This window comes from Streptomyces sp. SP18CS02 (assembly GCF_036322365.1).
GTDB lineage: Bacteria > Actinomycetota > Actinomycetes > Streptomycetales > Streptomycetaceae > Streptomyces.
This window is the reverse complement of sequence record NZ_JAQYXC010000300.1, coordinates 24,919-38,686: the sequence shown is the minus strand read 5'-3', so window position 1 is coordinate 38,686 and position 13,768 is coordinate 24,919. Positions and strand designations below refer to the sequence as shown.

The 13,768-nt window shown below is 70.3% G+C and carries 12 protein-coding genes and 1 pseudogene; 10 read left to right on the top strand and 3 right to left on the bottom strand.

Annotation, left to right across the window (positions count from 1 at the left end; genetic code table 11):
- The first annotated feature begins 2 nt into the window (after window positions 1-2).
- The 7 genes and pseudogenes from nadC (at window position 3) to PUR26_RS30275 (ending at window position 4,882) form a co-directional block, all read left to right on the top strand.
- Complete coding sequence (gene nadC / locus PUR26_RS30305; RefSeq protein WP_329877301.1) at window positions 3-1,016, top strand: carboxylating nicotinate-nucleotide diphosphorylase; 1,014 nt, start codon at window positions 3-5, stop codon at window positions 1,014-1,016.
- Between the two features lie 2 nt (window positions 1,017-1,018).
- Complete coding sequence (locus PUR26_RS30300) at window positions 1,019-1,825, top strand: type III pantothenate kinase (RefSeq protein ID WP_329877299.1); 807 nt, start codon at window positions 1,019-1,021, stop codon at window positions 1,823-1,825.
- A 252-nt stretch (window positions 1,826-2,077) separates the two neighbouring features.
- A complete protein-coding gene (locus PUR26_RS30295; protein WP_329877395.1) occupies window positions 2,078-2,674 on the top strand; it encodes a hypothetical protein in 597 nt (198 codons plus the stop codon).
- Window positions 2,675-2,834: 160 nt separating this feature from the next.
- Window positions 2,835-3,023: a hypothetical protein gene (locus tag PUR26_RS30290; protein ID WP_329877298.1), complete on the top strand. Its 189-nt coding sequence runs from the start codon at window positions 2,835-2,837 to the stop codon at window positions 3,021-3,023.
- 254 nt (window positions 3,024-3,277) lie between these two features.
- Window positions 3,278-3,712: pseudogene (locus PUR26_RS30285) on the top strand (BlaI/MecI/CopY family transcriptional regulator); the annotation flags it as partial.
- A 141-nt stretch (window positions 3,713-3,853) separates the two neighbouring features.
- Window positions 3,854-4,402: an amino-acid N-acetyltransferase gene (locus tag PUR26_RS30280; RefSeq protein WP_329877294.1), complete on the top strand. Its 549-nt coding sequence runs from the start codon at window positions 3,854-3,856 to the stop codon at window positions 4,400-4,402.
- 144 nt (window positions 4,403-4,546) lie between these two features.
- Window positions 4,547-4,882 (top strand): histone-like nucleoid-structuring protein Lsr2, encoded by a 336-nt coding sequence (locus PUR26_RS30275; protein WP_329877292.1) that lies wholly within the window; start codon window positions 4,547-4,549, stop codon window positions 4,880-4,882.
- Here PUR26_RS30275 and PUR26_RS30270 read toward each other — a convergent pair.
- Entirely contained in the window at window positions 4,861-5,427 is a 567-nt protein-coding gene (locus tag PUR26_RS30270) for an SCO3374 family protein (protein ID WP_329877393.1), read from the bottom strand. The genes PUR26_RS30275 and PUR26_RS30270 overlap by 22 nt on opposite strands.
- A gap of 441 nt (window positions 5,428-5,868) precedes the next feature.
- On the opposite strand from PUR26_RS30270, the gene PUR26_RS30265 reads away from it, so the two are divergent.
- Window positions 5,869-8,394, top strand: coding sequence for an ATP-dependent Clp protease ATP-binding subunit (locus PUR26_RS30265; protein WP_329877290.1), 2,526 nt, complete (start codon window positions 5,869-5,871; stop codon window positions 8,392-8,394).
- A gap of 190 nt (window positions 8,395-8,584) precedes the next feature.
- Here PUR26_RS30265 and dacB read toward each other — a convergent pair whose 3' ends face one another.
- Window positions 8,585-10,168, bottom strand: coding sequence for a D-alanyl-D-alanine carboxypeptidase/D-alanyl-D-alanine endopeptidase (dacB, locus tag PUR26_RS30260; RefSeq protein ID WP_329877288.1), 1,584 nt, complete (start codon window positions 10,166-10,168; stop codon window positions 8,585-8,587).
- 588 nt (window positions 10,169-10,756) lie between these two features.
- Here dacB and PUR26_RS30255 point away from each other — a divergent pair.
- Window positions 10,757-11,413 carry a M23 family metallopeptidase gene (locus PUR26_RS30255; RefSeq protein ID WP_329877286.1) on the top strand — a complete coding sequence of 219 codons (657 nt, stop codon included), beginning with the start codon at window positions 10,757-10,759 and terminating at the stop codon, window positions 11,411-11,413.
- 57 nt (window positions 11,414-11,470) lie between these two features.
- Here PUR26_RS30255 and PUR26_RS30250 read toward each other — a convergent pair whose 3' ends face one another.
- On the bottom strand, window positions 11,471-12,031 hold the full coding sequence (locus PUR26_RS30250) for a TetR/AcrR family transcriptional regulator (RefSeq protein WP_329877284.1): 561 nt from the start codon (window positions 12,029-12,031) through the stop codon (window positions 11,471-11,473).
- Window positions 12,032-12,152: 121 nt separating this feature from the next.
- Here PUR26_RS30250 and PUR26_RS30245 point away from each other — a divergent pair, with 121 nt between their 5' ends.
- On the top strand, window positions 12,153-13,730 hold the full coding sequence (locus tag PUR26_RS30245) for an MDR family MFS transporter (protein ID WP_329877282.1): 1,578 nt from the start codon (window positions 12,153-12,155) through the stop codon (window positions 13,728-13,730).
- Window positions 13,731-13,768: the final 38 nt, after the last annotated feature.

The following is a 13,768-nucleotide window of genomic DNA, read 5'->3' as shown; positions in this document are numbered from 1 at the left end:
CCGTGAGCACGCCCGAAGAACGCCCGCAGCCAGTGGACGTACCCCTGATCCAGATCGGCGCCCCGGCCGGCCAGGAGGGAGGCTGCGGCGACGGCTGCGGCTGCGGGGGTGACGACGAGGTCTACGAGTGCGGGCTCGACCCCGTGCTCGCCGCGCTCCTCGCGAACGCCGGGCTCGACCCCGTCCTGGTCGAGGACGTCGCGTACCGCGCCATCGAGGAGGACCTGGACGGCGGCACCGATGTGACGACCGCGGCCACCGTCCCGCAGGACGCGGTGGCCACCGCCGACTTCACCGCCCGCGAGGCCGGCACGGTCGCCGGTCTGCACATCGCCGAGGCCGTGCTCTCCGTCGTCTGTACGGAGGAGTTCGAGGTCGAGCGCCACGTCGTGGACGGCGACCGGGTCGAGGCCGGACAGAAGCTGCTCTCCGTCACCACCCGCACCCGGGACCTGCTCATCGGCGAGCGCAGCGCGCTGAACATCATGTGCCGGCTGTCCGGCATCGCCACCGCCACCCGGGCGTGGGCCGACGCGCTGGAGGGCTACCGCACCCAGGTCCGCGACACCCGCAAGACCACCCCCGGCCTGCGCGCGCTGGAGAAGTACGCGGTGCGCTGCGGCGGCGGCGTCAACCACCGGATGTCGCTCTCCGACGCCGCCCTGGTCAAGGACAACCACGTGATCGCGGCGGGCGGTGTGGCGGCGGCCTTCAAGGCCGTACGGGACGCCTTCCCCGACGTGCCGGTCGAGGTCGAGGTGGACACGCTCCACCAGGTGCGCGAGGCCCTGGAGGCGGGCGCCGACCTGATCCTGCTGGACAACTTCACCCCGGCGGAGACCGAGGAGGCCGTGACGCTCGTCGCCGGGCGCGCGGTCCTGGAGTCCTCCGGCCGGCTCACGCTGGACAACGCCGCCGCCTACGCCGCGACCGGCGTCGACTACCTGGCGGTGGGGGCGCTCACGCACTCCTCGCCGATCCTGGACATCGGCCTCGACCTGCGCCAGGCCGGCTGACGATGCTGCTCACCATCGACGTCGGCAACACCCACACGGTCCTCGGCCTGTTCGACGGCGAGGAGATCGTCGAGCACTGGCGGATCTCCACCGACGCCCGTCGCACCGCCGACGAACTGGCCGTGCTGCTCCAGGGCCTCATGGGCATGCACCCGCTGCTCGGCGACGAGCTGGGCGACGGGATCGAGGGCATCGCGATCTGCGCGACCGTCCCCTCCGTCCTGCACGAACTGCGCGAGGTGACCCGGCGCTACTACGGAGACGTCCCGGCCGTCCTCGTCGAGCCCGGCATCAAGACGGGCGTGCCGATCCTGATGGACAACCCCAAGGAGGTCGGCGCCGACCGCATCATCAACGCGGTCGCGGCGGTCGACCTCTACGGCGGCCCGGCCATCGTCGTCGACTTCGGCACGGCGACGACGTACGACGCGGTCAGCGCCCGGGGCGAGTACACCGGCGGTGTCATCGCCCCCGGCATCGAGATCTCGGTGGAGGCACTGGGCGTGCGCGGCGCCCAGCTCCGCAAGATCGAGCTGGCCCGCCCCCGCAGCGTGATCGGCAAGAACACGGTCGAGGCGATGCAGTCGGGCATCGTGTACGGCTTCGCCGGCCAGGTGGACGGGGTCGTCGAGCGCATGAAGCGGGAGCTGGTCGGCCCGGCCGGCGACCCGTCGGACGTCACGGTCATCGCCACCGGCGGCCTGGCCCCCATGGTGCTGGGCGAGGCGTCGACGATCGACGAGCACGAGCCGTGGCTGACCCTGATCGGCCTGCGCCTGGTGTACGAGCGGAACGTCTCGCGCATGTGACGCGCCTGCGGTACCCGGCTCCGCGCGGGGGCGCGACCCCCGGGCGGAGCCCTTGGCCGCACGCCCCCGTTCCTCCGCCGCACCGTGCGCGCCCCGCCCCGGACCGCCCGCGGAACCGCCCAGGACCGCCCCGGGCCCGGTCGCGCGTACGGTCGGCCCGCCCAACGCGCCCACCCACCGGCCTTAAACAAATTTTGTCCGATTAGCGCGTATTGTCGGCCTATGCCCACGCCATACGGATCTCGCGGCGGACTGGCGTTCAGCGCAGACGAGCTGCGTGTGCTCCGGCGCGCCCTCGCCCACGCCCTCCACCCGACCCCGCTCGACGACGAGGACGTCCAGGACTGCCTGCGGCTCGCCGGCTCCGTGGACGAGGCGGTCCACGAGGCCGGGCGGCTGAGGGCCTTCCTCCTCGCCGACCTGTCCCGCTACCGCGAAGCGCTGCCCGGTTCCGCCACCGGCTATCTGGAGCTCCTGCGGGACGCCCTGGCCGCCGGGTACGACCCGCGGGCCGAGGACCTTGCCGCGCTGCGCACGCTGCGCTCCACGCCCGCCGGTGCCGTACTGCTCGCCCGCTGCCAGGTGCTGGCCGAACAGTCGGTCCGGGCCAGGCTGGCCGGCCGCACCGTGCCCGACCGGGCCGGCTTCCTGGTGCCGCCCGCGCGACGCACCCGGCTGCTCGCCATCCCCGGCGGCCGTACGGAGTCGGCGGACCCGAAGCCGAGGCCCCGGCCGGCCACCCCGGCTCCCGCCCCGGCACCGGCCGAGCGCCCGGTTCCCAAGCCGTCCGAGGTCTTCCCTCCCCGGCGCAGACCCGCGCCCCCGCCCGAGAGCCGCGCGGCGGGATGAATCCCCGCCTCCCGGCCGGCCCGGCTCCTGCCGGCTCCTGCCGGCTCCTGCCGGGCTCCCTCCCGGCCCCGCCGGGCGTCCTCGCCACCGCGCCCCGCCGTGTCGCCGGCAAAGGGTGTCCGCCGGGGCCGGGGCGCGAGGCATCGTTACTCTGGATGCCATGGAATACGTATCCGCGCTCCTGCCCCCCGTCGTCATGGCCGCCTTCTTCATCGGTCTGGTCGTGACGATCGTCAAGAGCCAGGGCGGCCCCAACAAGGCCAAGGAGGACGCGGTCGTGGACGCCGCGTTCGCGCGTGCCGAGGCCGGCCGCCCGGCCGACGGTGCCCCGGAGCCCGGCAAGGTCTGACGGACCCCGCCCCGGCCTCCGGCCGCCCGCCTCCGGGCCTCCGGCGGCCCGTCGCCGCCCGCCCCCGGCCGCCCGCCTGGGGGCCGTGTCCCCGGGCGACGGGCGGCTCCCCCCGATCGCTCCCCACGGATGCCGTTCGGCCATCTCCGACGGCCGCGGCACGGCCACTCAGGACGTACGACCCCTCCCGGTCGTACGTCCTTTTTGTTACGTCAATAGCCAGCTATTCCGACATCTCCCACTATGGTGGCGATGTGCCCCGTCAATTGGGAGAGCTGGAAGACGCCGTCATGACACGCGTCTGGCAATGGAACCGACCTGTCACGGTCCGGGAAGTCCTTGAGGATCTCCAGCAGGAACGGTCCATCGCCTACACCACCGTCATGACGGTAATGGACAATCTCCATCAGAAGGGCTGGGTGCGCCGGGAAGTCGCAGGCCGCGCCTATCGATATACCGCGGTCTCCACCCGCGCCGCCTACTCGGCCGCACTGATGAACGAAGCCTGGTCGAAGAGCGACAACCCCGCGGCGGCCCTCGTGGCCTTCTTCGGGATGATGTCCGCGGAGCAGCGCCAAGCGCTCAGTGACGCGGTGCGCGTCGTGCAACGGGACACCCCTGAAGAGACTCCCGAAGCTCCCGAAGTCCCCTTGGCCCAGGCCGAGGAGCACGAAAAGGAACAAGCCAGGGAACAGAACCCTGAACAAGCCAGTGAAGGGAATCCGCAAGAAGTCCCTCCACTCGAACAAAAACAAGCGGAACGGTCGGTTTGGGAGCGCCTTGTGGAGGGTGGTGATGATGAGCCGGAGACAGAGCGATAGCGTCCGGTCATGTCCTCCTCCGCGCTTCCGCCTCCTTCGCCCAATGACGCCGCGAATGCCGTGACCGTGCGCCGTGCCAGGACCAGCGACGTCCAGGCGGTTCGCAGGCTGGTCGACCCCTATGTCACCCGGGGCATCCTGCTCGACAAAGCCACCGTGACGCTTTACGAGGACATCCAGGAGTTCTGGGTCGCCGAACGCGACGAGGACGCCACCGTGGTCGGCTGCGGCGCTCTCCACGTGATGTGGGAAGACCTCGCGGAAGTGCGCACTCTCGCCGTGGACCCCGACTTCAAGGGGGCCGGTGTCGGCCATCACGTGCTGGGCAAGTTGCTGGACACCGCCCGCTGGCTGGGTGTGCGCCGGGTATTCTGCCTGACCTTCGAAGTCGACTTCTTCGCGAAGCATGGCTTCGTCGAGATCGGGGAGACGCCCGTCGACGGAGATGTCTACGCCGAGCTGCTTCGTTCCTATGACGAGGGTGTCGCCGAGTTCCTCGGTCTCGAACGGGTGAAGCCGAACACCTTGGGCAACAGCCGGATGCTTCTGCACCTGTGATGGGCGAAGCCAACCGGATCCCTATGTCCGAATCGCGCACGTTTCCCGCGGTCTCGGGGTTCTGAACCTCTCCCAGGGGTTTGTGTTTTCCAGGGAAAAGCGGTTTCCTTTCCGCGTACTGCATTTTCGATGAAAGGAAATCCGGTGGCACAGAAGGTTCAGGTCCTTCTTGTCGATGACCTCGACGGTGGCGAGGCTGACGAGACGGTGACGTTTGCGCTGGACGGCAAGACCTACGAGATCGACCTCACCACCGCGAACGCCGACAAGCTTCGCGGGCTGCTGGAGCCGTACACCAAGAGCGGCCGTCGTACCGGTGGCCGTGCCGCGACCGGTCGCGGAAAGGGACGGGTCGCCGCGAGCGGCAGCCCGGACACCGCGAAGATCCGCGCGTGGGCCAAGGACAACGGTTACAACGTGAACGACCGCGGCCGCGTGCCCGCCGACATCAAGCAGGCCTACGAGGACGCCAACCGCTGAGCGGCGGCACCCGCACCCAGCAGCCGGACCCGGTGGCACTCCGCGGCCGCCGTGTCCACGAGTCGTACGAGACCGGGGGCGTCACCGCCGCCCCCGACGGCCGGCAGGGCCGGAAGGGTCGGCTCCACCTCGCGCCCCGGCTCAGGGGGGCGCAGCCACACGGCATCGCCGGGCGAGCCGGATCCGCTCCATCCCGGGGGGACGGGGGCGGTCATCCGGCCGCCCGCGCCGAGTGCGGTCAGATCGAGGGCGACCCCGCCCCACTCCAGCCAGTCGAGCAGCCCGGGCAGCTCGTCCGCGCTCCCCGCGGCCACCAGCACGCGCATCCGCCGCCCCATGAGGGCGACGGGCGACCGGACGTCCAGGCGTCGCAGTACGGCGAACCCGGCAGCCGCGGGCAGCTCCAGGACGTCGAACCGGAGCCCCGTCAGAAGCTGCACCGGCGGCCCCCCGGCCGTTGCCCAGCCGAGCTCGTCCTCGTACCAGCGTTCGTCGGCGCCTCCACCGTCGAGCTGCGTGCGGGACTGCGGGAGAGTGAAGGCCATACCCGGGGAACTGCCGATCACGTGCCGAGGTTACGCGGTGTGCTCGCTTCGTCGCCGAGAGTGCCCGAAACGGGGGCGCTCGGAGGTGTTGAGCGGCGCAAGGTTGTTCGCCCGTAGCTGAGGGAACCGGGGTGCGCCGCATGGACTGTCGGTCCGTGCGGGTAAGACATCCCTAGTGGGAAGGGGCGACACGCGGCTCCGGGCGTCTCACGTTCGCCATCGGCGTAGTGGCGGCGAGGGTAAGTGCCTGGCCTGCGGGAACATCGTCTCGCACCATCGGGTTGGAGCATGTGTCGGCGTTCGTGGCAGGAGATCCCCCCGGGGAGCAGGGCCGGGTGTCGGCAGTTGGAATGAGCGGTCCCCGCTTGCGGGACTAAGCTGCGGAAGGACAGGGAGGGGACCGACCCCTTACTGCCTGACCGCTCTGAGGAGCGATTAACGATGTTCGAGAGGTTCACCGACCGCGCGCGGCGGGTTGTCGTCCTGGCTCAGGAAGAAGCCCGGATGCTCAACCACAACTACATCGGCACCGAGCACATCCTCCTGGGCCTTATCCACGAGGGTGAGGGTGTCGCCGCTAAGGCCCTGGAGAGCCTCGGGATTTCGCTCGAGGCGGTCCGCCAGCAGGTGGAGGAGATCATCGGTCAGGGCCAGCAGGCCCCGTCCGGGCACATCCCCTTCACCCCCCGTGCCAAGAAGGTCCTGGAGCTGTCGCTCCGCGAGGCCCTTCAGCTGGGCCACAACTACATCGGCACCGAGCACATCCTGCTCGGCCTGATCCGCGAGGGCGAGGGCGTCGCCGCCCAGGTCCTCGTGAAGCTGGGCGCCGATCTCAACCGGGTGCGTCAGCAGGTCATCCAGCTGCTCTCCGGTTACCAGGGCAAGGAAGCCGCCACCGCGGGCGGCCCCGCCGAGGGCACGCCCTCGACGTCCCTGGTCCTCGACCAGTTCGGCCGGAACCTCACCCAGGCCGCTCGTGAGTCCAAGCTCGACCCGGTCATCGGGCGCGAGAAGGAGATCGAGCGGGTCATGCAGGTGCTGTCCCGCCGTACGAAGAACAACCCGGTCCTCATCGGCGAGCCCGGCGTCGGAAAGACGGCGGTCGTCGAGGGCCTGGCGCAGGCCATCGTCAAGGGCGAGGTGCCCGAGACCCTCAAGGACAAGCACCTCTACACCCTGGACCTCGGCGCGCTCGTCGCCGGCTCCCGGTACCGCGGTGACTTCGAGGAGCGCCTGAAGAAGGTGCTGAAGGAGATCCGCACCCGCGGCGACATCATCCTGTTCATCGACGAGCTCCACACCCTGGTGGGTGCGGGTGCCGCCGAGGGCGCGATCGACGCGGCGTCCATCCTGAAGCCGATGCTCGCCCGCGGTGAGCTCCAGACCATCGGCGCCACGACGCTCGACGAGTACCGCAAGTACCTGGAGAAGGACGCCGCGCTCGAGCGCCGCTTCCAGCCCATCCAGGTCGCGGAGCCGTCGCTGCCGCACACCATCGAGATCCTCAAGGGCCTGCGCGACCGTTACGAGGCCCACCACAGGGTCTCCATCACGGACGAGGCGCTGGTCCAGGCCGCGACCCTGGCCGACCGGTACATCTCGGACCGCTTCCTGCCGGACAAGGCGATCGACCTGATCGACGAGGCCGGTTCCCGGATGCGCATCCGCCGGATGACCGCGCCGCCGGACCTCCGCGAGTTCGACGAGAAGATCGCCGGTGTCCGTCGTGACAAGGAGTCCGCGATCGACTCCCAGGACTTCGAGAAGGCGGCCTCTCTCCGCGACAAGGAGAAGCAGCTGCTGGCGGCGAAGGCCAAGCGGGAGAAGGAGTGGAAGGCCGGCGACATGGACGTCGTGGCCGAGGTCGACGGCGATCTGATCGCCGAGGTCCTCGCGACCGCCACGGGCATCCCGGTCTTCAAGCTGACCGAGGAGGAGTCCTCGCGTCTGCTCCGCATGGAGGACGAGCTCCACAAGCGCGTCATCGGCCAGAAGGACGCCATCAAGGCCCTCTCGCAGGCCATCCGCCGTACGCGGGCCGGTCTGAAGGACCCGAAGCGTCCCGGTGGCTCGTTCATCTTCGCCGGTCCGTCCGGTGTCGGTAAGACCGAGCTGTCCAAGACGCTCGCCGAGTTCCTCTTCGGCGACGAGGACGCGATGATCTCCCTCGACATGTCGGAGTTCAGCGAGAAGCACACGGTGTCCCGCCTCTTCGGTTCCCCGCCCGGATACGTGGGCTACGAGGAGGGCGGCCAGCTCACCGAGAAGGTGCGCCGCAAGCCGTTCTCCGTCGTCCTCTTCGACGAGGTCGAGAAGGCCCACCCCGACATCTTCAACTCCCTGCTCCAGATCCTGGAGGACGGTCGCCTGACCGACTCCCAGGGCCGGGTCGTGGACTTCAAGAACACGGTCATCATCATGACGACCAACCTCGGGACCCGGGACATCTCCAAGGGCTTCAACCTGGGCTTCGCGGCGCAGGGCGACGTCAAGACCGGTTACGACCGGATGAAGGCGAAGGTCAACGAAGAGCTGAAGCAGCACTTCCGGCCCGAGTTCCTCAACCGTGTCGACGACACGGTCGTCTTCCACCAGCTCAGCCAGGAAGACATCATCCAGATCGTCGACCTGATGGTCGCCAAGGTGGACGAGCGCCTGAAGGACCGCGACATGGGCATCGAGCTCAGCGGTTCCGCCAAGGAGCTCCTGGCGAAGCACGGCTACGACCCCGTGATGGGCGCCCGGCCGCTGCGCCGGACGATCCAGCGCGAGATCGAGGACATCCTCTCCGAGAAGATCCTCTTCGGTGAGCTGCGCCCCGGTCACATCGTGGTCGTGGACACCGAGGGCGAGGGTGAGGAGAAGAAGTTCACCTTCCGCGGTGAGGAGAAGTCCGCTCTGCCGGACGTTCCCCCGATCGAGCAGGCGGCCGGCGGTGCCGGGCCCAACCTCTCGAAGGAAGCCTGACCCGGGCGGCGACGCCGCTTGAACGAAGGGGACTGCCCCGGACCGGTGAACGGTCCGGGGCAGTCCCCTTTCCCGGCTTTCCGGCTTCTCCTTTGCCGGTTGCCGGTTGCCGGTTGCCGGTTTCCCGGCTTCAGGCTTCCGGTTTCCCGGTTCCCGGCTTCGTGCCGCGGCCACCCGTCCGGCCGGGACCTCAGCAGGGCAGGGGCTTGCGCCAGGAGCATTCGAGGTCGGCCGGGGGCGCGGCGCCGCGCGTCCGCGTCGCCGGGGCGGGGGTGATCGCGCCGGCGGCCGTGTCGGAGCCGGCGAGCGTGACGACGATCGCGTCCTCGACGCCCTTCACCGAAGGGGCCAGGTAGTTGTTCAGGACGACGCTGTAGACGAGCCGGCGGCCCGCGCGGTCCGTGACGTAACCGGACAGGGCCGAGGCGCCGGTCAGGGACCCGGTCTTGGCGCGGGTGTTCAGCGCCGCCGGGGTGCCGCACATACGGGTGCGCAGGGTGCCTCCGACGGCGCGGTCGGAGGCGCAGGCGACGGGTAGCGAGGCGTACCAGTCGGCGTACCAGGGGGCGTCCTGGACGGCCACCAGGAGCCGCGCGAGCTGGGCGGCGGGGAAGACGTTCATCCGGGACAGACCGGAGCCGTCGACCTGGCGCAGCCGTGCCGGATCGACGCCCTCCTCCTTCAGATACGTCTCGATGGCGGCCAGCCCCGCGCTCCAGGTGCCCCGGCCGGAGACCTCGTACCCGATCGTCTTGGTCAGGGCCTCGGCGTGCATGTTGTTCGACAGCTTCATGAAGGGCACCAGCAGCTCGCGCAGCGGCATGGAGCTGTGGGTGGCCAGGACGGCGGCCGTGGCGGGGGTCCGCCCGCCGAGGAGGGGCGGTGAGGCGACGCGTACGCCCCGCGCGGCGAGGGCGTCGGCGAAGACGGCGGCGGCGTAACCGGTCGGCTCCTGGACGGTGACCCACTCCTTGGCGGGGGAGCCCCGGAGCGGGATGTCACCGGTGACGGACAGGGTGTTCGTGCCGTGCGCCCGTTCGACGGCAAGGGTGGCGGGGCTTCCGGCGGCGACGGTGGTGGCGCGGTTGTCGACGCGCACGTAGCGGGTGCGGGGCGTGATCGTCACCTCGGGCCGGGCACCGGCCCGCCTGCCGGGGGCGGCCTGTACGACGACCGTCCCCGCGTCGTAGTCGGTGTCCGGCGCGACGGTGAGCGCGGAGATCTGCGCGGAGTAGTACGAGGACTCGTCGTCGGCCGCCCAGGAACGGCCCAGTCGCCGGCTGTCGAAGCGGGTGTCGTCGGCGACGATCCGGCCGGTGACCCGGGTGATCCCGGCGGCGGCTACATCGGCGGCGAGCGCGTCGTAGTCCTTGGCGAGCGTCGTCGGGTCCCCGCTGCCGCGCAGATGGAGGTCACCGCGCAGGACGCCGCCCCGGGGCCGTACGGCGGAGAGCACCTCCGTGCGGAAACGGTGATCGGGCCCGAGCAGGGCCATGGCGGCCGCCGAGGTGACGATCTTGGTGTTGGAGGCGGGCATGAGCCGGTCGCCGCCGTCGCGCTGGTAGAGGGTGTCCCCGCTCCCGGCATCCACGACGACGACGCTCGCGGCGCCGCCGTCCAGCCGGGGGTCGGCGAGGATCGTGTCGATGGCTCCCTTGAGCCCGGTGTCGGAGGGGCCCGCACCGGCGGGCCCGGCGTCGAGGGCGCACAGGGTGCCGAGAGCGAGGACTGCGGCGAGGCCGATGGCCCTGACGTGCGTCACGCGTCTACTCATGGACAGGAGGATGGCGGACGGCCGCGGGTGCGGAAAGGAGGCGTGCCCGGCCTCGCGCGCCCCCCGCCGCACCCCGCGCCGCCCGGAGCCGCCCCCCGCCGCACCCCGCGCCGCCCGGAGCCGCCCCGGCGGTGCCCCCTCCGGCGGCGCTCTCCGCCGCTTCCCTCCAAATGGACTTCACGGGCAAAACGGACAGTCTGCCGGGGTGATGCCCGTGACAAGGCGCACAGACGTTTCGGGCGGTACTACGCGGAATAGTGAAAACCGGAGGGCGGGAGCGGAGCCTTGGGGGCGGGTTGCCGGGGGGTCCGGCCCCGGTGCCGGGGGAGAAGTGGGCCGGGGTGGGCCGATGCGGGGCCACCATGGGCCACGACATGGGCCTAAACCGCTTGTTCGGCGGATATTCCGGACGTCCGGACGGGGGACTTCACCGCGCGTCAAGAGCGCACGTCACACCGGGGGCTCTACGACTTTATGTCGTAGTTGGGCGGTTTGAGGTGGGATGGGAGCACGGGTTACCAAGGATGAGCCCAACCGCCCGGCACGCCGCTCGTGCCGGGTCCGCTCTTGTCCGGAGGTCTTCCCCGTATGTCGAAGCGCGTCAAGCACCCCGCCCGTAACGCCGTCGTCGCCCTCGCTGCCGTCGGCATGGGAACGTCGATGGTGTTCGGAGGCGGTGCCGCCTTCGCCGCCGAGGGCAAGGCTGCCCCGGTGATGGATCCCGCGTCCGCCGTCGCCGCCCAGGCTCACGCCCAGGCCAAGGCCGCCGACAAGGCCGCCGCCGTCAAGAAGGCCGCCGCCAAGAAGTCCGCGGCGAAGAAGGCGTCCTCCTGGGTGAAGCCCGTCAGTGGCTACACCCTGACCGCCTCCTTCAACCAGGGCGGCTCCATGTGGTCGCACAAGCACTCCGGTCAGGACTTCGCCGTCCCGGTCGGCACCCCGGTCAAGGCCGCGCACAGCGGTGTCGTCGTGAAGGCCGGCCCGAACGGCGGCGGTGACGGCCCGGCGTACGGCAACGCGATCGTGATCAAGCACGCCAACGGCACGTACTCCCAGTACGCCCACCTGTCGAAGATCAACGTCGGCATCGGCAAGACGGTGAAGACCGGCCAGCTCATCGCCGCGTCCGGCAACACCGGCAACTCGTCCGGCCCGCACCTGCACTTCGAGATCCGTACGACCCCGAACTACGGCTCCGCCGTGAACCCGGCGGCGTTCCTCCGGGCCGAGGGCATCACCATCTGACACCCACCCCCCATGGCGGCCCCGGCCCGGCCGGGGGCTTCCGGGCGGCCCGTGACCCTACGGGGTCTCGTGATGGGCCGATGTCACCAGATCGATGGCGACTTCGAGGACGGCTTCGCGCTTCTCCTCGGGGTCGCCTTCGACGTTCTGCAGGAAGAACGTCCCGGCGTGCAGGGTGAACAGCGCGCTGGCGCACCTGACCTGGTCGGTCAGGGGGGCGTCCGGCATCCGGATCAGGTCGAGCATGGTGAGCATGCGGCCCTTGAACGTCTCGCCGACGCTCAGGTCCCGCACGGTCGCCTGGTTCTCCTGCATGAAGCGGAAGAGCGGGGCCGCGTGCCCCAGGGCGGCGCTGTAGCGCCGCAGCACCTCCTGCTTGGTCGCCAGGGTGCGCGGCTGCCCCTGGGCCCACTCGATCAGCTGGTCGATCGGCCTGGTCAGGTCCTGGAAGAGGCTGATCAGGATGTCTTCCTTGGTCTTGAAGTGGTAGTACAGCGCGGCTTTCGTGACCTCCAGCCGCTCCGCGATCTCGCGCAGCGAGGTCTTCTCGTAGCCCTGTACGGCGAAGAGTTCGAGGGCCACGTCCTGGATGCGCTGGCGGGTATTGCCTCTGGCCATGGCGGGGTCCTCTCCCGGCAAAACTTACTTGACGCCCGGCTAGTTACCGGTCTAACGTCCCCCCAGTCTAGTCAGCTTGCCGGGCGGCAAGTAAGTGAAGCGGGGCAGGGGAGTGGGGACCATGACGGGGACCAGTACGGAGACCGGGAAACAGCCGCGCAGCGTGCGGGTGGTGCTGCTCGCGCTGATGATCGCGATGCTGCTCGCCATGCTCGACAACATGATCATCGGCACCGCGATGCCGACCATCGTGGGCGAGCTCGGGGGCCTGGAACACCTCTCGTGGGTCGTCACGGCCTACACGCTGGCCACCGCCGCCTCGACCCCCATCTGGGGAAAGCTCGGGGACCTCTACGGACGCAAGGCCACCTTCCTCACCTCCATCGTCATCTTCCTGGCCGGCTCGGCGCTCAGCGGCATGGCGCAGGACATGGGCCAGCTCATCGGCTTCCGGGCCGTCCAGGGCCTCGGGGCCGGCGGCCTGATGGTCGGCGTGATGGCGATCATCGGCGATCTGATACCGCCCCGGGAGCGCGGCAGGTACCAGGGCATGATGGCCGGAGTCATGGCGCTCGCCATGATCGGCGGACCGCTGGTCGGCGGCACCATCACCGACCACTGGGGCTGGCGCTGGTCCTTCTACATCAACCTGCCGCTGGGCGCGGTCGCGCTCGCCATGGTCACCGCCGTGCTCCACCTCCCCAGGAAGGAGCGCACGAGCCGGACCCGGATCGACTACCTCGGCGCGGCACTGCTCACCGTCGGCATCACCTCGATCGTGCTGGTCACCACCTGGGGCGGTACGGAGTACGCCTGGGGTTCCGCCGTCATCCTGGAGCTGAGCGCGCTGGGCCTCGCCGCTCTCGCGGGCTTCCTCTTCGTCGAGACCCGTGCGGCCGAGCCGATCATTCCGCTGCACATCTTCCGCAGCCGCAACTTCACGCTGATGTCGGTGATCGGGTTCCTGACCGGCTTCGTCATGTTCGGCGCGGTTCTCTTCCTCCCGTTGTTCCAGCAGTCCGTGCAGGGCGCGTCCGCGACCAACTCGGGGCTGCTCCTGCTGCCGATGCTGATGTCGATGATGGTCGTGTCGCTGATCGCGGGCCGGGTCACCACCAACAGCGGCAAGTACAAGATCTTCCCGATCGCCGGTGGCGCACTGATGACCGCCGGGCTCCTGCTCCTCGCCCAGATGGACACGGGCACCTCGCGGGTCACCTCGGGTGTCTACATGGCGGTGCTCGGTGCCGGCATGGGCTTCCTGATGCAGATCACGATGCTCGTCGCGCAGAACAGCGTCGAGATGAAGGACATGGGCGTCGCCTCCTCGGCGACCACCCTCTTCCGTACGCTCGGCTCCTCCTTCGGCGTCGCGATCATGGGCGCGCTCTTCACCTCGCGCGTCCAGGACGAGATGGCGTCGCGCGGCGGTTCGGCGGCCACGCAGCACTCCGCGCAGCTGGACGCGGCGAGCCTGGCGAAGCTGCCGGCGCCCGTGCGGGAGGCGTACGAGTTCGCGGTCGCGTCCGGGACGCACGCGGCGTTCCTGGTCGGCGGATGCGTGGCGGTGTTCGGCTTCGTCGCCGCGTTCTTCGTCAAGGAGGTGCCGCTGCGGGGCGCCGGACCGCAGACGAAGGAGGAGTCCGGGCCCGGCGAGGACTCCCCGGCCCTCGGCCCGAAGGTGTCGCAGGGCGTCTGAGCCCCGCGAGCCCTCCCGCGTCCGCGCCAGGCCGCTGC

Bases quoted from the DNA above. Each gene is read 5' to 3' on its own strand.
- PUR26_RS30250 (WP_329877284.1), bottom strand. From the start codon at position 12,031: ATGGCCAGAGGCAATACCCGCCAGCGCATCCAGGACGTGGCCCTCGAA.
- PUR26_RS30300 (WP_329877299.1), top strand. From the start codon at position 1,019: ATGCTGCTCACCATCGACGTCGGCAACACCCACACGGTCCTCGGCCTG.
- PUR26_RS30270 (WP_329877393.1), bottom strand. From the start codon at position 5,427: ATGGCCTTCACTCTCCCGCAGTCCCGCACGCAGCTCGACGGTGGAGGC.
- PUR26_RS30290 (WP_329877298.1), top strand. From the start codon at position 2,835: ATGGAATACGTATCCGCGCTCCTGCCCCCCGTCGTCATGGCCGCCTTC.
- dacB (WP_329877288.1), bottom strand. From the start codon at position 10,168: ATGAGTAGACGCGTGACGCACGTCAGGGCCATCGGCCTCGCCGCAGTC.
- PUR26_RS30255 (WP_329877286.1), top strand. From the start codon at position 10,757: ATGTCGAAGCGCGTCAAGCACCCCGCCCGTAACGCCGTCGTCGCCCTC.
- PUR26_RS30280 (WP_329877294.1), top strand. From the start codon at position 3,854: ATGTCCTCCTCCGCGCTTCCGCCTCCTTCGCCCAATGACGCCGCGAAT.
- PUR26_RS30265 (WP_329877290.1), top strand. From the start codon at position 5,869: ATGTTCGAGAGGTTCACCGACCGCGCGCGGCGGGTTGTCGTCCTGGCT.
- PUR26_RS30245 (WP_329877282.1), top strand. From the start codon at position 12,153: ATGACGGGGACCAGTACGGAGACCGGGAAACAGCCGCGCAGCGTGCGG.